Annotated in this window: 15 protein-coding genes; 6 read left to right on the forward strand and 9 right to left on the reverse strand. The window is 55.8% G+C overall.

The window, feature by feature from the left end:
- Positions 1-104: 104 nt before the first annotated feature.
- Genes DF283_RS07345 through lpxK form a run of 3 tightly spaced genes read right to left on the reverse strand, consistent with a single transcriptional unit; the run spans position 105 to position 4,723 of the window.
- The gene (locus DF283_RS07345; RefSeq protein WP_303674089.1) at positions 105-2,537 is read right to left on the reverse strand and encodes an endonuclease MutS2; all 2,433 of its coding nucleotides are present in this window, start codon (positions 2,535-2,537) and stop codon (positions 105-107) included.
- Positions 2,521-3,591, reverse strand: coding sequence for a lipopolysaccharide heptosyltransferase II (gene waaF, locus DF283_RS07350; RefSeq protein WP_303674090.1), 1,071 nt, complete (start codon positions 3,589-3,591; stop codon positions 2,521-2,523). Before waaF ends, DF283_RS07345 begins: the two co-directional genes overlap by 17 nt.
- Positions 3,569-4,723 (reverse strand): tetraacyldisaccharide 4'-kinase, encoded by a 1,155-nt coding sequence (gene lpxK / locus DF283_RS07355; protein ID WP_303674091.1) that lies wholly within the window; start codon positions 4,721-4,723, stop codon positions 3,569-3,571. The genes waaF and lpxK overlap by 23 nt, the downstream gene beginning before the upstream one ends.
- 214 nt (positions 4,724-4,937) lie before the next feature.
- Between lpxK and DF283_RS07360 the strand changes: the two genes are divergently transcribed.
- Complete coding sequence (locus DF283_RS07360; RefSeq protein ID WP_303674092.1) at positions 4,938-5,603, forward strand: YkgJ family cysteine cluster protein; 666 nt, start codon at positions 4,938-4,940, stop codon at positions 5,601-5,603.
- Here DF283_RS07360 and DF283_RS07365 read toward each other — a convergent pair.
- The 5 genes from DF283_RS07365 to DF283_RS07385 form a co-directional block, all read right to left on the reverse strand.
- Positions 5,600-9,487: a transglutaminase domain-containing protein gene (locus DF283_RS07365; RefSeq protein WP_303674093.1), complete on the reverse strand. Its 3,888-nt coding sequence runs from the start codon at positions 9,485-9,487 to the stop codon at positions 5,600-5,602. The two genes, DF283_RS07360 and DF283_RS07365, sit on opposite strands and share 4 nt — an antisense overlap.
- Before the next feature lie 377 nt (positions 9,488-9,864).
- Positions 9,865-11,727 carry a glycoside hydrolase family 9 protein gene (locus DF283_RS07370; protein WP_303674094.1) on the reverse strand — a complete coding sequence of 621 codons (1,863 nt, stop codon included), beginning with the start codon at positions 11,725-11,727 and terminating at the stop codon, positions 9,865-9,867.
- 83 nt (positions 11,728-11,810) lie between these two features.
- Positions 11,811-12,818 (reverse strand): hypothetical protein, encoded by a 1,008-nt coding sequence (locus tag DF283_RS07375; protein WP_303674095.1) that lies wholly within the window; start codon positions 12,816-12,818, stop codon positions 11,811-11,813.
- Positions 12,819-13,079: 261 nt separating this feature from the next.
- The gene (locus DF283_RS07380) at positions 13,080-13,982 is read right to left on the reverse strand and encodes a GGDEF domain-containing protein (protein WP_303674096.1); all 903 of its coding nucleotides are present in this window, start codon (positions 13,980-13,982) and stop codon (positions 13,080-13,082) included.
- Positions 13,983-14,052: 70 nt separating this feature from the next.
- Positions 14,053-14,496, reverse strand: coding sequence for a hypothetical protein (locus tag DF283_RS07385; RefSeq protein ID WP_303674097.1), 444 nt, complete (start codon positions 14,494-14,496; stop codon positions 14,053-14,055).
- A gap of 112 nt (positions 14,497-14,608) precedes the next feature.
- Here DF283_RS07385 and DF283_RS07390 point away from each other — a divergent pair, with 112 nt between their 5' ends.
- From DF283_RS07390 to DF283_RS07400, 3 genes are all read left to right on the forward strand, one after another.
- A complete protein-coding gene (locus DF283_RS07390; RefSeq protein ID WP_303674098.1) occupies positions 14,609-15,031 on the forward strand; it encodes a hypothetical protein in 423 nt (140 codons plus the stop codon).
- Positions 15,032-15,039: 8 nt separating this feature from the next.
- Complete coding sequence (gene nadD / locus DF283_RS07395) at positions 15,040-15,672, forward strand: nicotinate-nucleotide adenylyltransferase (RefSeq protein WP_303674099.1); 633 nt, start codon at positions 15,040-15,042, stop codon at positions 15,670-15,672.
- Between the two features lie 98 nt (positions 15,673-15,770).
- Positions 15,771-16,196, forward strand: coding sequence for a TadE family protein (locus DF283_RS07400; protein WP_303674100.1), 426 nt, complete (start codon positions 15,771-15,773; stop codon positions 16,194-16,196).
- 7 nt (positions 16,197-16,203) lie between these two features.
- Here the strand turns inward: DF283_RS07400 and DF283_RS07405 are convergent, their stop codons facing one another.
- Positions 16,204-16,683: a Fur family transcriptional regulator gene (locus DF283_RS07405; protein WP_303674101.1), complete on the reverse strand. Its 480-nt coding sequence runs from the start codon at positions 16,681-16,683 to the stop codon at positions 16,204-16,206.
- A gap of 173 nt (positions 16,684-16,856) precedes the next feature.
- On the opposite strand from DF283_RS07405, the gene DF283_RS07410 reads away from it, so the two are divergent.
- The gene (locus tag DF283_RS07410; protein WP_303674102.1) at positions 16,857-17,048 is read left to right on the forward strand and encodes a Sec-independent protein translocase subunit TatA/TatB; all 192 of its coding nucleotides are present in this window, start codon (positions 16,857-16,859) and stop codon (positions 17,046-17,048) included.
- A gap of 110 nt (positions 17,049-17,158) precedes the next feature.
- Positions 17,159-21,733, forward strand: coding sequence for an AsmA family protein (locus DF283_RS07415; protein WP_303674103.1), 4,575 nt, complete (start codon positions 17,159-17,161; stop codon positions 21,731-21,733).
- Positions 21,734-21,819: the final 86 nt, after the last annotated feature.

The following is a 21,819-nucleotide window of genomic DNA, read 5'->3' on the forward strand; positions in this document are numbered from 1 at the left end:
CGGGAATCCAGAGTTCGATTGTAGGGTAAGCATTTTTTGGCAAAGACGCACTTCTATAAACTGGATTCCCGCCTGCGCGGGAATGACAAGTTTGAAGGTTTGTTTTAGCTGGCCAGTTCAATAATGGTCTTACCGTCGCCCCCCTGGGTGGCCTGCGCCGGGTAATAGCGCTTGACGTAGCTGGAACCGGATAAGTACTGGCGGATTTGCTTTTTCAGCGCCCCGGTGCCTTGTCCATGCACAATGGCTACCGCCTGATAGCCCGCCATCATGGCTTCATCCAGAAATTTTTCCACCTGAAGCAGGGCGTCATCAGCCCGCTGTCCCCGCACATCACAGCTCAGACTGGGGTCCAAGGGCTCATCCAGAACCGAGGCCCCTTCATCCACCCGCTTTTTGCGTTCTAAGTGCTTGGCTTTAGGCTGCTGCTTTTGAGGGAGTCGGGATTTGTAGGGACGCTCCAGATCCGACACCGGCACGGTCATCCGCAGGATGCCCACTTGCAGGGTCACTTCTTTAGAGCCACTATCAATGGCAATAATCTCTCCGGTCACTTCCAGTTGGCGGCTGGTCACCGTTTCGCCCAGTTTTAAATCCGAAACTTTCAGACGAACCACATCGCCAATGCTTTCCCGACTCTCGAAAAAGGCCTCATCCGCCTTTTTGCCCATGGCTTTCAGTTTACCCGCCATTTTTTCGGGATACTTCACCTGCCCTTGAAGGGCGGCCTTACGCATTTCCTTTAACTGGTTTTCCAGATCGTGAATGCGGCTTTTCAGGCTGGTTTGGAACTGCTTGAGAGTCTGGCGCTTGTCCGCTTCCAGCTTTTGCCGCTCGAATTCCAGCTTTTCATAGGTTTCCTGCGCTTCCAGCCGGTAGGAACGGGCCCGTTGCAGTTCCTCTTCCAGTTGTCGATTTCTGGTTTCCAGTTCTTGCAGCAACTCGGAGGATTCCCGGGCCGGGGCGCTCAGCCCGGCTCTGGCCCGGCGGATGACGCTCTCCTTGAGGCCCAGTTTTTCGGCGATGGTAATGGCGTTGCTGGCCCCGGGCACCCCAATCATCAGGCGATAGGTGGGGCTGAGGGTTTCGGCGTCAAACTCAACACTGGCGTTCACAAAACCCGTGTGCTGGTGGGCATCCAGCTTCAGTTCGCCCAAGTGGGTGGTGACGATGGTTAAAGCGCCTTTTTGGTAAAGCTCATCCAGCACCGCTTTGGCCAAGGCGGCCCCTTCGGCGGGGTCGGTTCCGGCGGCGATCTCGTCAATCAGCACCAACCCATAACGCAAATCGGTTTCATCGGCCAGAAATGACTTTAAACGCTGGATATGGGCGGAAAACGTGGACAAACTCTGGGCGATACTTTGCTGATCGCCAATATCCACCAGTACGTTGGTAAACAGGGACATACGGGACTGCTCGCCCACGGGTAGATGCAATCCGGCCCGCAGCATGCAGGCAAACAGGCCCACGGTTTTCAGCAGTACGGTTTTGCCCCCGGTGTTGGGACCGGTGACCACCATGGTGCGATCGCCGGTAAGGCCCAACTGAATGTCATTGGCCACCACGGATTTGAGCGGATCTTTGCGGGTTTGCAGCACCAACAGGGGATGCCGGGCCTGTTTGAGATCGATTAACTGCTCGCTCTGAATCAGAGTGACCGGATTGGCGTTCAGCAGGCGACTCAGGCGCGCGGCAGCCAGGCGGCGATCCAGTCTGCCCAGCGCCGATACCAGCGCTTCGAGCGCTTCCCAGTGGCCGTGCAGGTACAGGGAAATCTGCTTGAGAATGCGCTCAATCTCTTTTTGCAAATCGGCTTGTAGACCTTGCAGGGCGTTGTTCAGGGTGACCAGAATCTGCGGTTCTATGTAGACGGTTGAACCGGTGGCCGAGGCCCCGTGGATGACCCCCGGTAGCTTGTTTTTATATTCGGCTTTCACCGGGAACACCGAGCGACCATCTCGTTCGGTGACAATGGCGCTTTGCAGGGCCTGGGCGAAATCCGGGTTTTGTAAAAAGTGCTGGATTTTTTGCTGCATGGCCTGCTTCTGGTGGCGCAGCTTTTGGCGCAGGCTGAATAGTTCCGGGCTGGCCGAATCCTTGATGTTGCCGTCAGATTCCACCAAATTTTGCAGGTAATCCAGCACATCATCCGGAATGACGGACTCGTTCAGCAGGTCTGAGAGGTAATCTAGCTGGTTTTCACTGCGCAAGCCCCGAGCGAAGTGCCGAATCAGGCGTCCCCCCAGATCCACCACCCGCATGGTGGCCCGAATTTCCTGCAGGTTTAAAAAGCCTTCTTTGGCCAGCCGTTTTACCACCGGGTTGATATCGGGCAGCAGGGTATCGCTGATGACATCCCCATGGCGAATGAGCAGGGTCTTGAGGCCTTCCACCTCCTGCTGGTGCTGGATGATGGCATCGGTGTCTGCGAAAAAAGGCTGAGCTTCCCACTGCTGAATGCCATACGGCGTTAAGCACTCCTGAAGCAATTGTTCAAAAAGCGCGGGCCATTCCAGTAAATCAAGCGAATCCTGCATAGATTCTGATTGTCTCAATGACAGCCTCTGGCTGCAAGTCTTTCATGCAGGCAAAATCATGGCGGCAGGGCTTGGCCAAATCGCAGGGGCGGCAGGCCAGCGATCGCTGCACGATGCGGCTATTGGGCGGCCCCCACTTCAGGGCGTTCATGGGGCCAAACAGGGCCACCACCGGCACGCCGGTAGCGGCAGCCATGTGCAGGGTGCCGGAATCCACCCCCACCACCAGATTCATCTGTTTCAGGAAGGCCATGCTTTCCAGCAGGGAAAATTGTCCGCAGTGAATATGCACCCGCTTGCGATAGGCCGACAAAACATTCGCTTTCAGGGCCTCATACAGGGGCCCATCGGAGGGAGCGCCCAGGCAATGCACGTGGCAGTCCTTACGGGTTAGCAGCCATTCCACCAAGTGTCTAGCGTGGTCACTGGGCCATTGCTTGGCGATGTTCGAGCTGGTGAGGTGCACCACCACGTGTCGCTTGGCAGAGGGATCAGCGGCTTTAATATCCGCCAGCACTTGCTCCGCCTTGCTGGTTTCCGCATCGCTCCACCAGCTTTCCAGATGGCTATCCAGCACCGGAATATTGGCCGCCTCCAGCAGGGAGAGAAAGCTGTCCACCTCGTGATCGTGCTTGCGGTAGGGCACGGCCCGGGTCAGCAACCAGCCCCGTCCTTCCGTATTGAAGCCGATGCGCTCCGGGATCCCCGCCAAAAAGGCCAAAGCAGCGGACGAAAAGGAGCGCTTCAGCACAAAAGCGGTATCGTAGTGGCGCTTCCGTAGCAGATTTACGTAATGCCAAAAGGATTGGGGGCGTTCCGCCCGGTTTTCGTAGCGATGCTTGCGGGTGGTATCAAACCACAGCAGTTCATCGATATAGGGGCAATCCCGTAGCACTTCCCCGGAGTTGGGGGCCACCAGCATATCAATCCGGGCGTCCGGGTAAGCGGCCCGCAGGTTGCGCAAAAAGGGCACCGACAGCAGGGTGTCCCCGATAAAGCGATAGCGAATGACCAAAATTTTACGGCGGGGCTTAACGGCGGGAGGATGGGACATGTCCGGCTCCTGCGTGGGGATGTTTGTGCAACTGGGTCAGAAATTCATCGTAAAACCATCGACCATCCAGCAAAGGAACCATTTGCAGGGTGTAGACCCGCTCCTGAATGGCTGGGGGCAGCAGTGTACGCACTTTGGTCAGGTCTTTATCGGTGGTCACCAGCATGGGGTTCTGGGCTTGGGCGGTTTGGGCCAGAATCATCAGCTTTTCCATATCGGCGGCGGTATAAACATGGTGATCTTCAAACTGCACGTGCTGCATCACGGTGAGTCCCAAGCTCCTCAAGTCCTGTTCAAACTGGCTGGCCTGGGCGATAGCGGAAAAGGCGATGACCGGGCGTTGCTTCAGATCTTCAATGGCGATGTTGTGGCTTTTCAGAGAGGTAAAATCGCCCATGGGCCGTAGTCCGGCGGGCTGAAAGGGTACTGGCAGAATCTGGATGGGCGACTTTGGCGGAATGGGCCCAAAGCGCTGGCTCCAGCCTTGCACGGTTTTCAGGGTGGCCTCGGTCACGGTTTTGGTGATAAAGATCACATCGGCCCGGCCCAGCTCGGAGAGTGGCTCCCGCAGAGGGCCCGCGGGCAGTAGCTGGTGGTTGCCCAGCAACTGGTGCCCGTCCACCAGCAGAATGTTCATATCCCGCTCCAGTTGAATGTGCTGGAAACCGTCATCCAGAATGACAAAGTCGGGGCGGTAGTCTCGCAGGGAACGTTGTAAATTCTGCACCCGGTTTTTACCCACAATCACAATGGCTTCGGGTACCTGCTCCTGAATCAGGTAAGCCTCGTCCCCGTAGGCGGGATTTAGTGCCCGAGCGTAATCCACCGGCTGCTCCGCGCCATAGCCACGAGACAGCACGACTACGGTTTTACCGCTTTGCACCAGCCCTTTGGCCAGGGCAATGACAATCGGGGTTTTGCCAGTGCCGCCGGTGGTCAGATTGCCCACGCTAATCACCGGCACGGGGGCCTGATAGGACTTGAGCAGGCCGTACTGGTAGGCCAGTAATCGGCATTGAACCCCCACTTTGTAAAACCAGCCCAGAGGCAGCAGGGGTAACAGCCAGAGGCTCAGCGAGCCACCGGGGCGGTAGTGTTGGCGGGTCATCCAGAGTTTGAAGGACTTCAACACGATGATCATTCCTGGGTTGAAATGTGGTGGCGACCAGACCGGGTGGTGTTCAGGCCCGGCAGGTGGGCGATTGAATTTGCTTTCAAACTGATCACAGGCCGCACACAAGCATTACAATGGTTTTATGGACAATTATTATGGCCGATTATCGACCACAAAACAACAATACAAGGAACTAGTCCATCAGTCGAAAGACCTTTTGGAACGTCAATTAATGGCCCTTCGGACCTCATTTTCCTGTGAAGCCTGTGATGAGAACGGGCAGACGACGCTGGATGAGGCTATTCAGCCATGCCATCGGGGGTGTGGTTACACCGGCTGGCAACAAGAGGCCTTGCGGATTCTGGAAACGGATTTGGGCGCGGAAATTTTGCAGCGCCTTCAGCAGATTAGTGCCTATCGGGAACAATTTGCCTGCCACTTATGTGGGGCTTGCTGTCGCTTGGCCAGTCAGGACGCTGATTATGCCACCTTACGCCAGCGGGCTGAAGCCGGGGATGACTTTGCCCGCCAGTTTACCAGTGTGTTTTTGCCTTACGCCTCCCGAGCAGCGGCCCGGGAAAAGGCTCCGGAGCTGGTGGCGGCCGTTCTGGCGGAAACGGTGGAAGAACCCGAGGGGGCGGAGCGGGTGTTCTTTTACCATTGCCCGTACGTGGGGGAAGACAATCGCTGCACGGTTTACGGCACCGAGAAACGACCGGGCATTTGCCAGAGTTATCCGGAAACGCCGCTGGTGTTCATTCAGTCCCAATGCGCCTGGCAACCGTGGAAACAGGAAACACACCCGCAAACCCTGATGGCCCATGCGCTGCTGCAAGTCAGTGAGTCCCTCCGTCAGCGCTTGCAATGGGCCCTGGAAGGGCGGCCGGGCGTCGGCTAGGGGTTGGATAAGACCGCGGGGAGAATGGATTTTCGGGCGGCGTTGGGGTTCTTTGTGTCTTGAGCTGTCTTTTCCAGTTTACCCTGGGGCTTACCCAACGGTTGGGAGACCGCCTGCAGGCCTTTGAAGCGCTCCAGCGTTTCCGTCAGTGGGTTCCAGCCAGCCTCTGCGGTTACCCCTTCAAACTCCCCCTGCGGAATGTGTTCATAGATACTCTGAAGGGCCTGCCGCTGGGCCAGATCCAGTTGGGCCATGTGCGCCATTCGCTGACTGCGGGCCGTCATGACTTTTTTCAGGGTTGCCTCGGAAAACAGACCGTTGTCACTCAGCCCCTCGTTGATGAGGTGTAAGAGAATCCGCTGACTTTCCAGCTCGTGGTAGCGTAGCTGGTTGAAGCGGGGCGGGGTCGGTAGCTGGGCGATTTGTTGGTAGACCTTGCCAATCTCCTGAAAGTTAGCCCCTTGCCGCTGAATATGATCCCGGATACTGTTTACCAGCGTCAGGTTAAACGGCGAGCTTTCTTTCAAGGGCCTCAGGCTGGGTTCATCGTCCAGTATCAGGGCGCGTGAAATTTTTCCCTTCAGTCTGAAGAGTTGCACCAGATAATCATGTTCATCCGGGGTGAGCTTCATTAATGCGGGCGGTTTTTTTCCGTTGACCTGCAGTTGCTCCATCAACCGGCGCAAGCCAGTGGCGGCCCTGTAATGGCCCGAGTCAGCGGCGTAGGCTTTTTGATAGTAATCCAGCGCCTGGGCGTCCCGGCCTTCCTCTTCGGCCACTTGGCCCAGTGTGGCCAGGGCATTCGGGTCGTTGGGCAAAATCAGCAGGACCGTTCGGGCCTCGTTTCGGGCCAAGGCGTTATTCCCGGACAGGAACAGGGCCTGAGCTTTGATCCAGCGGGCTTTTCCATTCAGCGGATCGCTTTGCAGCACCCCTTCTGCCAGACTCAAGGCTTCCGTGGCCTGATTGTTATTCAGGTAATAGTCCCCCAGTGCCAGACTCAGCGCCGTTCGCCCGGTCTCACTGGCGGTCACCCGAATGCCGCTTTTCAGGGCGCCTTCCGCTTTTTGCCAGTACGATTTGGACTTTTCAAGGCTGAGGGGTGGCTTTTGCCACAAGGCCTGATCGGCCAGACGGGCGTAAACCTCATACAGCACGTGATGGGCACGCCCCTGCTGTGAATTGTGGGAATCCAGAGTCACAGCGCGCTGGGCGGCGCTCAGGGCCGGGCCATACTGACGCTTCCGCATAAGGTAGTGGGCTTTTAGGCGATTGGCCGTGGCATTATTTTCGGCCAGCGACCTGATCGGCCCGAAGTGTTTGTCCAGATAGTCCCAGTCCAGCTGGGTTAAGGCGGCTTCATAGGCCGATAGTATCGCTTCAGTGTTCCCCGGCTGAAGGGTCAGGGCATTTTGGAAGGCCTGACGGGCTTCGCTCATGGTTTGAGCCTGCATGAGCCCCTTGCCCATCAGCAGCCAGCCGGTGGCGTCCCGTCGGTTTTTAGCCAATCGGCTCTGCGCGCTGGCCATCCATAACTTGCCCCGCAATGTACTGACCCAGGGCTTACTGCGGGCAAAGGCCCTGCCGGAGAGGGTGTTCAGGGCCTGTTGATAGGCTTTTAGGGCTTCATCCGGCTTTTGGTTCTGTAGGGACAAATCGCCCAGTAGCTCGGCGCTCTGGAAGTCCTGCGGGTTCAGAGCTAGGGCCCGACGGAGGGCATCCATGGCCTTGGGGCCGGAACAGCTTTGCCCCAGTGCTTTGTACAATACCGCAGAAGAAGATGCTGCCTGCTGTCGGGTAAAGGCCTCTATCTGTTGGCAAGTGGCGGGCTGAGGGATCTGGTAAGCCCCGGCCAGGGCCTGTTCCAGACTTTCGGCCACAGCGGCGGACAGGTTCTCCCGAGGCATAACCGTATCCATCCAGTCCGCCACCAAGGGGGCCAGTGCGTTATCCTTGCTTTCAGCCTGGGTAAAGGCCTGTTGGGCCAGTGGGTATTGACCTACCGCCACCAGTTTTTCCCCCAGCTGGAACAGGGCCACCGGGTGGGTTGCCTTGGACAAGGCTTGCTGAAAATAGGAACGGGCCTGCTGGGTTTTCCCGGCGGCCTGTGCTTCCACCCCACGGGTAAAAAGGCCTTCGGCGCTATTGGCGGAGAGATCTTTGGGGGGCGGGGTGACCCGGTAATGCTGGATGGCTTGTTGAGACAGGTTCTGAATATCCACCCGATGGATGTCGGTGGGCTCAATGGCCAGATGGGTTACCCCCCCCTTGGGCTCCACTTTCATCACGCTTTGGGCCGAGGCAAGGGCCTGTACCACATCCACCCGGATTTTACCCATCAGGCTGCTGACCCGCTCGGTCAGGCGCAGTAAATCTTCCGAGGCCGTGAGGGCGCTGTCGGCCAGTTTGATGTGGGTGGCATCGGGGATCGGTTCCGGGCTGGTGGGGTCCAGAGCCACCCAGTCCCCGCTTTGGGCGGTGCCAATGTAGGCTTCCGTCCACATGTGAAATACAAATTTCCCCAGATCCGAATCCTCGTCCGGCAGATAAATCAGGCCAATGGCCACCCGGGCGGGAATTCCGGCTGAGCGCAGCAGGGAGGTCAGCAACACCGCATGCTCGGTGCAATCGCCTTTTTTGCTCTCAAAGGTCTCTTTGGCCGTGGCAAAGCCCACGCTGAAGTCCTTGTTGGCAATGTTCTGGTACACCCATTGCTGTAGCTTTCGGGCGGCGTAATACGCCCGATTTTCCGGGCCAATGACCCGCAAAGCGGTTTGATCCAGTTCGGGGTCATACACCTGCAGGTAAGGGGTGGCTTGCAGGTATCGTTTGTCAAAGCGGGTGGGAAAGGTGGCCAGAGAATTGGCCGGTTCTTGCTGGCGAACCCGCAAATACACGGCAGCGGGATCCGTGGAAAAGTCTATGGAAGCGAAATCAGAGGGGAAATCGGCTTCGGGAGCCGTGATGACCTGCTGGTACAGGGTGTTGGGCAGCAGCGTCTTCAGGTCCAGAGTCTCTCCCTTGATTGAACTCAGTTTGAACAGGGCATGGGTGGTGGTACGAGGCTGGGGAATGGCATTGCTCATAATGGTGGCGGCTTGTATCAGATCCACCGTCTGCCGATCCATGGCCTGCACTTCCCGCTGGGAGGCATAGACCATTTCCAGGCCGGACTGGCTGCCCAGCGATTGCGATTTGTACAGTTTGCCCTGCTCATCCCGCCATTCGTAGATTTTTTGTTGTTTACTGGCCGGATTGCTGAGTTCAAACTTGCGGACCGGTTTCACTTCTCCGGTGGCCAAGGCCAGCTTTTCCCGTTGCAGGGGCTTGACCGTGGTATTGACCACTTGCGGCTGCACGCCCAGATGCAGGGTTTGGTAGTTGAACTGGCTACCCGCCTTGTCCTGATAGTGCTGGCGGTACACCTGCTTGATTTTTTCCCCGCCGGGGAACAGAAAATTTTCTCGGGCGATGGGAGCCTGAGCTACACTGGCTGTGTTTTCTCGCACCAGTCGCACATCAATGCCGTCCTCATCCAGCTGGCCGTTGGCCTCCAATAGGGCCTCATCGCCCAACGTGTACCGGTAGCTGAAGCTGACCGCCTCGTGCGTGTGCGGGCTTTCCACGAACCGGCTGATTGCGTTGACCTCAAAAGGGCTGCCCTGCCTGCTGAAATGGTTGACGTGACTGACTTCGGTCACCGTGTTGTCCGGATTATCCGGGGCCGGAAAACTGTGAATGCCCACTTTGCCAATGGCTTGCCCGTTGGCTTTTAACGTGTACCAGTCGGTTTCTGCCCAAACCGACAAAGGCGTGGCCAAACCCGTCCATAGGCTCAGGGACAGGGCAATGCTCGCATGAAAAGGGCGATAGGGCTTGGGCATTGATGTAATCCGGTTGCTGGGGGCTGTTCCGTTCCTGCAATACCCTCAGCTTAGCGAATTTCATCCAATCCGCCATCCGAAGGATGGAGGAGCCGATGCTTTGACCGTCTTCATACTGCTTTTGCGGCATTGAGAATTAATAGTGTTAAACAGGATTATCCCAAGACGTGCTACTCAGGTCTGACATCTTTATTTTGCTTTCTTTTTCAGGCTGCTATTTGTCATTCCCACGAAAGTGGGAATCCACTGAACGGGGCAACGCCCATCCAGCAATCAAAAGAGAGGCGTCAATCAATCCAACTGACAGGCAGCATGGATTCCCACTTTCGTGGGAATGACCAATCGGACGCCGGGGAATCATTGACGTTTTTTAAAAACTATTTGCCACCTTTTTTGGCCGGACGCAAGCGCTCCGGGGCCAGTTTAAAGTTGAGCGGGCTGTTGGGATCTCCGGATTTCTCTTTGTCGCCTTGAGGGCCACTGTTGTAGGCGTCATTCAGGGCGGCCAGCACAAAAGCCAGACTGGCGTTGTTCAGGATGCGGCTTTCGTTGGAGCCGGTGGCCTTGGCCTCATCCACGTAACTGCGCGCACCGAGGCCTTTGGGTGTGCTGCCATCGGTGGCTCCCTCGTTGGGGCCATCCACCAGCAAGCCCGGAACGACTTTATCCATGACCTGAGACCAGCGGTGGGCCGGGTACTTCACGGATTGTCCTTCCATGCCTGTGATATAGGTCATGGCCAGGGGGTTCATCCCGTAGAAATAGGTCACACTGCGGCTGGCCGCCTGCCGGTAGCTGATGTCCCCACTCAGCCTATAGGCGCTGAGCAACAGGGCAATGCGCTCCGCGATTTCCGGGTTGGAGCCCTCCCCGAACTGGGAGAGCCCGGTACTGTAAATATCCGCTTGCATACTGGCTTTCAGGCCATCCGCCAGACGCAGGATATTGTTTTTCAGGGAATTGGCCACCGTGGCGTCCTGATTTTTGGCGTAGAGCAGGTAGTTGGTGATGCCCAGTATGGCCGGGTTCATCCAGGTGAAGCGTTGCAGGGGCACGTCCCCCACGTGGGTCAAAAAGTAGCGATGATACGGCTCTTTGCCGGTACTGATGTACAATTCCGCGGCGGCCCACAGCCGGTAGGGCAGATCGCCCTTGGCTTTGGGCGTCAAAAATTCCCCGGAACCGGAAAAATCGATGTCTGAGCGCTGGTAAATCACCCCGGGATGGCTTTCCAGAAAGCTCCAGGCTTTTTCGGCCGCCCGTAAGGCTTTCACGCTGTAGCCCAAATCGATTGACTTGAAATCCCGCACGGCCATAGCGAATACGGCGGCGGCGCTGGCGGTGTCCTGCGTGGTGATGCCGTAAACATAGCGGGTTTGCTCATCGTCGGTGGGGCCCACTTTGCCCGGCCATTTTTTGCCAGCCACCTTGCGATAGAAGGAGCCATCCTTGCGTTGCATGGTCAGCAGCCACTCCAGCCCGTTTTTCACTTCGTGGTGCAGGTCATCGGTGACCCCATAGCCGGGCTCAAACAGGGGATAATCCATACGGAAGTATTGAAAGGCCTTGGGGCCCCACTCGTGCATGGCCATCAATCGGGCTGCGGACAGGGCGGTGGACGTTACGTATTTCGCGTAATCGCTGCCGTTGTGCCAGCCGCCCACCACGTCCAGGGTTTCTCCCAGGCTGAGGCGGGGGGTGTTACTCTCTTCCAGTTGCTCGGCATCCCGCAGGTGGCAGGCACCCCGGTAAATTTTCAGGACGCGATCCTCGATTTCGCTGCCGCAGCGCTGAAAGTAGAAGCTGCGCACCACCGGCTTCAGGTTGTCCCAGTAGAGATAGTCGTTGATCTGGACGGGTTTGGATTTCACATCGCTGCCTTCCACCCGTAATTCGTAGGTACCGGGCAACTGAAAGTCGGAAAAGTCCAGCAGCAGGTTCTTGGTGCCGGGGCCTTGCTGGGTTTCATCCTGAAAAGCCTGAATGTTATCCACTTTATAGACGGTGGCCCCCAGCAATACCGGAAATTTGGGATTGCGTTTGGTGGGGTCAAACAGCACCACTTCAATTTTTTGATCTTCGGGGACATCTTCCAGAATGGCCACTTTGGCCCCTTGAGGATGATAGCCGATGGCCGACTGGCGGAAGGCCATGGCAGCGGCGTCGGGAATCAGGCTGATGAAAGCGGACAGGGTAAAAACGGCAAAGGCACAGGCCTTTCGGGTCAGAAATGGGGACATAAGATGCTTCAGCCTCTGGCAACCAACACAGTGGAACCATCTTAGGCAAGATGCCCCACCCTGTCAAAACGCAGGCATTAACTTTATAAAAATTTATGCCTTAAACCTTTACCGGTTGAAGCGCCTCTGAGCTTCGGATCATTATCATTGATCCATTCTTCATCGCTTTCTTCACCAGCACGAGCAATTTCATTGTAATCTTCTTCGAGCTGGTTTAATGCTTTCTCCATAGCACACTGAAAAGGGGCTACTACTTCAATTAATTTACAGGTAACTGGTTCACGCTCAAGTAAGTTAGTTTTGAAAACCGAATCCATAAAGCACTTGGCAAGCCCTTCTGTAATAAGTAAAGGAATTGTGCCAATTACCTTAACTGGCAAAGTAACTTTATTTACAAAAAAATCATTTTTTTTCAGTTCTTCAGTATCTTTAGCGGGTTCTGAGGAAGAACTAGGGCCTTCAGCAGCCCATCGAGCACTCTTAGCCTGTTTCATATATTGTTTGGCTAATGTGGTATCACCCTTCATCTTTGCAGCGATTGCAGCTCGTCTATAAGCTCTCGCCTTCTGTGTTTCCGCAGAGGTTTCCGTGAGCGAAAGTAACATTTTTTCTTCTGCAAAATTGTAATAATGTCTTTTGTCAGCTGCGTGTTTTGCGTTACTTAAAAATTGATCTCCCACGAAAAAGTTTTGTGAGGGGCCAAATTTTCTGACTTTGGCATATCTTTCTTTATCGGCGACTAGGAATTTATCTAATTTATTTAAACCCCATCCTGCTGCGGTAGCAGCAGCGTCACTTTCATCAAGAGCGCCATCCCATGACGAACCTTCACCGGATCCAAACAAAATACTTTTTCTACTAAAAACATCGTTTTGAGGGCCGTATGGATTGGGACCCACATACTTTAAGGGGCTTGGTTGATTGAGGGAAGCCGGGGCTGAATTTTTTTGCTCTTTTAGCTTTCGAGACAGGTAACCCGTCGACATGGTGGCTAAAAGTGCTGTCGGTAAGCTAGCGCCACTACCTGCTGACAGTCCAGCCACAAAGGATACCGGTGAAAAGTGAAAGTTGTTCGTAGAATTACTACTCATACTTTAAAAACCCACAATCGTTAAATGACTTAATCTATTACTACTACAAAAACTATCAATCGGCGAGTTTAAAAATCCTCTATTAATAGTTGTTATCTTTAACAAAAAAATACGGGTAGGCAAAGGCACAAAGCGCGGGGAGGTCTGGAGGGGGGACAGGGCTTGCCCTGGACTCTGTCCCCTCTCCAGTGGGGTCTAAGGGGCAACGCCCCTTAAAAAACTGGCGCTAAGGAGCAACGCCCCTGAAAGGAAAGTCACAGCTTAAAGCGTGGGGACAATTTCACTGAACAGGCACACCCGGGGTAGATCATCCGCATCCGCTTTGCTGTGGTACAGGGCATGCCGCCCATAGCGCATTAGGGTGTCGGCATCCTCACACCGGGCATCTCTCAAGGGATAAGACACGATTCCCGCGCTGACCAGCACTTCTTCGGTGTAGCCGCCCTGCTGAAACACCTGTGTGTTCAGTGTTGTCACCATGCGGGCAGCCAGGGTCCTGGCACCGGCTTCCGTGCTTCGGGGCAGCAAAATGCCGATTTCATCATCCCCTATGCGGGCCATCACATCCTCATGCCGAATCATGCCGATGATCTGCTCCCCCAAAAATCGCAACAGAGCGTTCACAAACTGGTAGCCATAGCTATCCAGATATATTTGATAACAATCCAGCCCCAATACCATTAGGGAGAGTTCCGCCTGATGGCGCTTGGCCAGGGACAACTCTCCGGTGAGACGGCTCATAAAGTACGGGCGGCTGAACAGGTTGCTCACCTCATCCCGCTGGGCGGATTCCGACAAGGCAGCCAGCAACTCTGCCTGACGGATGGCCCCACTCAAGCTGTTCAGCCACTCAAAATCGCTACCCGTGGCGGACACCCAATGGCAGTCGATGTCCAGAACAGGCAATGGGGCGTCGTGGCTGGCTGCGGGCAAAAGTCCAATCAGGGCGGTGGCCGCTCGGGCGAACCGACATCGCTCTAACAGGGCCGTCAGCTCGGTCAGCGGCAAATCGGAGAAGATGACCGCCTGTGGGGCGTCCCATAACTGCTCCAGCAAGGCCGCTTCAGAGTTCGGCGTTTTGATGGGGAATCGATCACCCACGAGCGTGGTTAATCGGGCCCTGAACGCTTCTGGCTGTTGGCATAGCAGGTAAATTTCTGTCATGTTTACTATTATAAAGCGCTTTTCCGCCCGGGGTGAAGCAGGAGCGAATGGGTGGGTGGATATTATGGATTTAACCGCTTAAATCGGTTAGCAGGCCCGCATAACGCTCCAGTTTATCCGACAGGCGGGCCAACTCCAGCGGTGTTATTTGCAAAATAAGCTCTTCCGAGGGCAACGCCACCAGTTCCACCATCCCGGTCAAGGCATTCAGGCGAAATTCGTAGCGCTTGCCCGTTTCCAGAGAGACATTCATAAGGCCCCGCATTTTGGCGAACAATCGAATCTGCTCGGCCTCCTCTTCGGAGAACGCTTCGCCCTGCTCGTCCTTGTCCTCCTCGGCCTGTTCCCGACGGCGTTCTTCTTCCAGAGCCTTGATGGCTTCTTCGCTGGACAGTTTTTGAATCAGCGGCTTACCCGCCTGTTCCGCACGGGCCAGATTTCCCGCTGTGTAGGGATTCAGCGGGTCGGTGTACGGATTGACCTGAGCGGGTCTGGGTAAGCCTTCAAATCCCATGGTTTGAGCGCTCTCTGCATTTGGGTCATCTGTGGGATACGCTGCTACTTGTATCTTCTCGGCGGATCGGCTAAATTCTTTAGGATAAGTATTCACAATTGATACAATTCCCATGGATTTTGCACTGTATCACATCCTCACCCAACAACTGTCACCGTCTCCCGATCTCTCACTGGTAAAGCAAGGACAATTGCTGCCTGAAGAATGGCCCGTGGTGCTGGAGAAAATTTCCACGTTTCGCAAGAAAGTGCAGTTTTTCACCATCACCGACGGCAAAACGCCCTTGATCTGCTATTCCAGCGTGCCGGATCTCTACAACCGCATCACCGCCACCGAACTGGGGACCATCATCCATTTGCTGGGGGCCCGCACGGTCTTTGATCAGCAGCATCGCTGTTATGTGCTGCATATTGAGGACTTTGTCACCCTGAAGCAGTACGACGAGCATCTTCGGAGAATTCGAGAAGCGGAAGCGCGACGTCTGGCTGATTTGGCTGATGAGATGGCCGAGTATCACCGCACCCATCGGGACTGAACCGCTTTATGGCAAAAGCCCCCGGCGTCTGTTTTTACTTCGGGACGTTTAACCCCATTCATAACGGCCATCTGATGGTGGCGCAATCCGCTTTAAGCCAGTTTGGGCAGAGGCTTGGCTTTGAACGGGTGGTGTTTGTGCCCGCTGGCAATCCCCCTCACCGGTATCAGGAGCCGGATTTGCTGGAAGCTACCCTTCGCTTGGAAATGGTGCGGCGGGCTACGGCGGATAATGCTGCCTTTGCGGTGAGTGACGTTGAAATAGGGCGTCCCGGCAAAAGTTACACCGTGGATACCCTGCAAGCCCTCACTCAGCAGTACGCACTGCCACAGCCGGTTCCCTTGATCATTGGGGCCGATGCGCTGGCTCAGCTGGCAACCTGGCGTCAGCCGCAGCGGCTGGTAGAAATGGTCCACTTTTTACAGGCTCCTCGTCCGGGCTTTGACCTCGTACGGCAAATCAACCTGAATGGCGAACTGGCGCCCCTGGGCACATCTCCCATTGATATGCCGCCGCTGGGTATTTCTTCCAGCTGGATTCGCCAGACGCTGGCCACAAGCCCCACGGGGGCTGAGGGGCTGCGCTACTATCTGCCCGCCCCGGTCCTCCAGTTTATTCGGTGGAATGGGCTGTATACGTAAATTTATCTTAATTTTGGGGTTCAAGGGCTCAACTTTGGGGAAAGGCTGCCGATACGAAAGAGGATCGTGTTGAGCCATAACCAGTGGGGTTTTCTGAGATGACAATCCAATGTTCCCGCCTCGTCAAACGCCAGGCCTTACGGGGGCAGAATCTGGTGGAGCTGGTTCTCACCTTGCCCTTTATGCTCATCCTGATCTTTTTCATTATCGACTCAGGACGGGCCTGGATGGCCTATGAAAGCGCCAAGATGGCCGTTCGCGACGCTGCTTACACCGCCTCTATCTTTCAAAACCCGGAAGTGGGTCAAAGGCAGTTGAACGTGAAAATAGTGTCCAGCGGTCTGAAAGGTTCCGGCACGGTGACTCAGGTGCCCAATCAACACGCTTATCGGGCCAGTATTCAGGTGGAATTTACACCGCTGTTCGGAGAACTGGCCATTCCCACAATCTCGGGCCCCATCCGCCTGTTGCCGGGCGCTATTCCCATTTCCTACTCCAACGTCACCGATGTGGCCCTGTATTGAAAGCCCTCTAGTGTCCCTTGGTGCTGCGGGTCTCCTCCACGGGGTGCTGCTTGCACATGGCAAACACTTTTAACTGCACGTCCACAATGTCAAAGCCCCGGTTCTGGGCCAATGATTCAGCGAATTCCATGATCACATCGCTTTCAAACTCTTCGGTGGTGCCGCAGTCCAGGCAAATAATGTGATGATGCGGCGATTTGGGGTTTCGGGCCAGCTCATAATGCTTGTGGTCTTCCGCAAAGTCCAGTTCCCGCAGTACCCCCAGAGAGGCCAGCAGTTTTAGGGTACGGTAGGACGTCGCCAGGCTGATATCGGAGTTTTCCAGGCGCAGGGTTTTTTGCAGCTCCTCCGCGCTTAAATGCTCGCCTTCGGGCAGCTCGTAAAACAAATCCAGAATTTTTTCCCGCTGTGGGGTCAGCCGAAACCCTTTTTGGCGAAGGATTTCGGACAGCTCTGCTCGGCTTTGTATGGTGGGGGTGTCAGTCATCAGTCAGACGCGTTTCTTTTTCTGTCTATTTTTTTGTAGAATATACCACAGGCCTTAAATTTTAGAATACCATCGGGCCCGGGGCAAATGGCCTTGGCCAAGAACCCGCCATTTGTTAGCGCTTTGAGCGATCACCCTGATTTTATTGCAAGCAATCCATAAAGGCACCCGCCATGCACGCTGAGCCCCTCCTCCTCTTCATCAATCTGGGAGTCCCGGAACTCTCCATCATCGTTTTGCTGGTTCTAATCCTGTTTGGCCCCGGCAAGTTACCCGGCGTCATGAAGTCTCTGGGAGACGGGGTGCGCCAGTTCAAGGACGCAGCCAGCGGAGACGCCGCCAAAAAGGCCGATAAGAACGAGTAAACCGTTCCGGCGTCTGTCCACCGGGTGAACCCGGGCGGAAGCCCTCAGGCAGGTTTTCAAAGAGACTCCTATATAATGAAAAGCGTCGGCACTGAAGGATGGGGATCACAGTGAAGTCATCGACCCAGCGAATTGTCCTGTTGGCGCTTTCCATCGGCATCGCCGGTTACGCTCTGCTTAAATTCGTGCCGACCCTGGTTGATACCGCGGCCATCAAGGCTCAAATTGAGGACGGGCTGCACAAATCCACGGGGGTGCATTTTCGCATCAAGGCCCTCACCCTAGAGGGCACCCTCTTTCAGGGGATTCAGGCGCACCTGAATACCACGGCCATTACCGATATCCAGCATCACCCGCTGGGGCATATTGAAAACATTACGGTGCAGATTCGCTATTTGCCCCTGCTGACCCGCCAGACCCCGGAAATCGCCAAAATCCATCTGAATCACGTCTTTATTCCGGTGGGTCAGTACAGTCTGTTCAAGTCGCTCAAGCTGAAGCTGATCAAGCCTCAAAAAACGGGCTTCCTGAATCCTGCCGAACTCAAGGACGCTGAACTGCTGCTGACAGACTATCTGGTGGAGGATCGCAGGCCCGCTCCCGTCAGTCGAATCGATTTCCCGGGCATACAACGCTTTCGCATCGAAGGCAAGGTATTATCCCTGCGGCACCTGGAGTCTCGGCGTCCTTTATCGTTACAGGCCCAGGGGCAATTGGCCTACTTGGGCGGACTTCCCAAGTCGTTCAGCGCCCCGCTTTACCGGATAGCCCCCTATCAACTGTTTGTGGAGGTTCCACAGTCCGTCACCCAGCCAAAGCATGTGTTTGGGCTGACCGATTTGAGCCGATTGAAACTGACCCTGGGGGGGCCACGGGTCCCTGTTTCCTTTAGCTACCGATATGATCCCCGGCAACAGGCGGAAGCGCAGTTAAAAAGCCAGGGGATGAATTTGGCTCAGGCTCAGGCGTTGGTGTTTCAGTTGGCCAACACCCTTGGCCCGCCCCTGCCTACCCTGCCCTATCGGTTGACCGGCGTGGTCCGCTCCGATGCCCGCTTTCATGTATCCGTAAAGCCAGAGACCCTGGCGCTGCGGCGCGCCCAAGGCACGCTGAATTTCAGGCAAATGGCGCTCTATCGATTGAATCACCTGAAAACGCCCTTATTGAATGCCCTTAAGGGGGAGGTCCGTCTGAAGGGCGACAAAATAGAGGTTCACGACGGGGCCTTACTGGCTCAGGGCTTGCCCTTGCGTTTTTCAGGCGGGTATTGGTTGAATAGTCAGCAAGTGCGGGCCGTGTTGTTTGGGCGAAACCTGAACCTGGAGGCTGTGACGGATAAGGCGATTCGCTGGGGTTTTCCCGCCTCGGCCCTCAAGGGCCGCACCGTGCGAGGGGGGCTTGATCTCAGTGTTTATCTCAGTGGGACTTTGAGCAAGCCTCAGTATAAGGGGCTGCTGGTGTTGCGCAACGGTGCTTTCTCCGATGCCGGGCTGGGTATTCAGGCTCAGCAGCTACAAGGCCGACTGGCCTTTGACGGGCAGGGTCTGACGACGCCAAGTGTGGCTTACACCGGGCGACTCCTGATTCCGCAGGGTCGACTGGCTTCAACCCGGCAGGGCATCACCGTAGAACAGTTTCAGGGGAATGTGGATTTCAGCGGCAAAGCCCATCCCTCCTCCGGGCAGGTCAGTTTACCGGATTTGCGCGGGGTGCTGGCCTTTCAGAAGGGACGTTATCAGAATCCCCAACACCCAATACCGGTCACAGGCTTGCACGGTACCCTTCACTTGCTGGGGCAGTGGATTCAGCTGGATGACATCCGGGGTACGCTGGGCGGGGCTGTTTTCAAGGCCCAGGGCAGGCTGGCCACCAGTTTAAGCCAGTACCAGTTGCACCTGACCGGCAATGATATCGATATTCCCCGTTTGCACCGGGAGGTGCTGGCCAAACTGCCGGAAGTTCAGCCGCTGGCTGACGTGATAAAACCATACAGTGGCATCGCCAACCTGAACATGACCATCCAGACCGGCTTGCAACTGGCTGGATCGCTGGATGTCAAATCGCTGGCCCTGCAAACCGCCGACGCGAACAGTCCCCTTCAGGCACCCCACCTGGCCTTGCGGTTTAAAGGGAACACGCTAACGCTGGCGGACTCCACCCTGCTATACGGTCCGCTGGCAGCCCGGGTGGGTGGTACGGTCAACACCGGGGGCGTCTATAATCTACACCTGAACACCGATCCCGTTCCGGTGGCCTTTGTTCGTGAGCAGCAGCCCTTGCTGGAGACGCTGAGCGGAGTTGATCTTCCCGAAATCTGGAATGCCGCCGGGGATTTCAGTCTGTCGGGCACGTTCAGTAACCGGCAAAAACGCCTGACGGCTCAGTTCAATCAGGCTGGCCTGTCCTGGGCGGGTGGGGATTTCCCGTTGTACGACCTGAACGGTGGTATCCAGTATCAGCAGCAGGGCACTGGCATTCCCACGCTGCAAAGCGAAAACGTGACTTTCAGGTACGGCAACTCTCCCATGAGCTTGACGGTAAAGCAGGATCAGGCTTTGCAGGCCGAGTTAAAAGGTCAGCTTTCCGACCTGCTGGTGAACCAGTCGCTGGTGAGCCCGCAAAGTAACGCCACCCCGTATCAGGCCATGCCCTTTAAAATCAACGTGAATGGCAAGCTGGTGGCTTGGCCCGGCCAGCCCGGTTCCGGTAAAAATGATCTGGAATCCACTGTTTTTGTGGGCCTCAGCCAGAATTTCCGGGAAGCCTATTCTGGGGGCCAGTCTCCCGCTTCGGGGATGGCCCAGACCGAGGGGGCCGCCGCGGGTGCGGGGCATTCTTCCGCGCAGTCTTCTACGCCAACGTCTTCGCCCAGTCAGGACAGCGCCCCCGATATCTTGGGAGATGCCTCTATACGGGATGCCTTACGGAATCTCAATGCCATTAACGCCGCCAACACGGCCTTGGGGGCCGCTACCAATACCGTGGACAAAGTCCGCCAAACCGTGGGTAAAAGTCTGGATGTGGGGTGGAGTACCCTGAAAAAACCGGGCCAGTTTATCACCCAAAAGCTGCTGGAAAAACCCCATGAATCGGTAGAAACGCAGGCCCTGGAACCCAGTAAACTCCCTGAGTCCTTTCGAATGGAAAAGCCCCCGTTGGAGGCACTTCAGGAAGATAGCGGCCGGGCTTTTCTATACGGGCAATTCAAGCTGACGGGCAACGAGTTGCGCCTGAAGCAGGCCAATTTGCACCTGTTTGACGGGGGCGATATTGTGGCCGAAGGCAGCCTGCAACAGCTGGATCAGCCCGAACAGTCCCCCTACCGTTTGCATTTGGTCACTGTACCGGAAATCAATCTGGCTGGCATTAGTCAGGGAGCGATGCAAAACAGCTTCTTCCAGGGGGCTAAAGGCACCCTGGGGGCCGATTTGACCCTGTCAGGCGGCGGGGAGAACCCTCGGCAGCTGAACGGCTGGTTGGCCGCCAATCGGTTGGAGGTTCCCTACTTAACCTTGCAGGATATTACGGCGCGTCTGGATTTTGCCGGGGAGACGGCCAATATTGATGTTCCCAGTTTTAAAGTGCCGGGGGTCACGGCCCGCCTGACGGCCCGTTCCGAAAACGTCTTTGAAGTTCCGGTACCTCTGGAAGCGGTCAGCGTGAATGGCAGCTTTGTCAGTATCGAGAGTCTGGGCGAATTTAACAATACCATCGTCAAGCCCATCCTGATTGATCAGGTGGCCCACAATTACCTGCGGCCCTGGCAGCAGGGCGATCCGACCTCCGCCGTGCAGTTCCGGGACGGCGATTTACTGGTGGATGAAGTCATTTACCAGAACGTTATTTTGAGTAATTTACGCAGCAAACTGTCCCTGAATGGCAACAGCTTTCTGGAGCTGACCGATACCCGGCTGGATGCCGCCGGGGGGCAGGTCAACGGCTATCTGTCCCTGAGCCCCAACGAGAACAGCTTTACCACCCTGGAGCTGAACGCCAACGGGGTGAAGGCCAACGCCTTGACCAAGGCCTTGCTGAATGTCACCAACCAGATTTTTGGGGACCTCAGCGGGACGGTTCGCTTTACCACCTTTGGGCAATCCGATGTGGATATGCAAAAGAACGCCAACGGAACGGTCAGCCTGAAGGTTACCAATGGCCGCTTGCCAGCCATTGCCAAGGTAGAAACCCTGTTGGCCACGGCCAACGTATTCCGGGGCGGGGTGTTGGGCCTGAACCTGAATAACCTGTTCCGTTCCCTGACGTTTTACGATAGCAACTACTTTGCCGAACTGAGTGGGGACATGCTGATTAACAACCAGATTTTGTACACCCAGAACCTGGTCAGCGATGGGGTGAATCTGGACTTGCTCATTCAGGGCAGTTTACGCATGGACAACGGGAATGCCAACATGCTGATTAACGGGCGCATGAGCCAGGATATCGCCGGAAAACTGGGCGCTTTCGGTAATTTAAGCCTGGGACGTCTGCTGAGTTATGTGCCCGCTTTGGGCAATCTGGGGGAACATCGACCCGGGTTGCTGGGCTACATCCCGGGAGTGGGCTATGTACCCGGTTTTGGGGGGCCCGCCAGAAAATTCAATCGTTTTCAGGTGCGGCTGGTGGGTCAGCCGGATGACCCTGATGCCATTCGTGATTTCCGCTGGATTCGCTCTCAAAATCTGTAGGGTCTGCTGGCAAAAACTACTCTTGCCTGTTCTTGAAATGTAAACTTTATATAACATATATAAGAAATACCTTCAGTTCCGTGAGC

The organism is Vampirovibrio chlorellavorus (assembly GCF_003149375.1).
GTDB lineage: Bacteria > Cyanobacteriota > Vampirovibrionia > Vampirovibrionales > Vampirovibrionaceae > Vampirovibrio > Vampirovibrio chlorellavorus_B.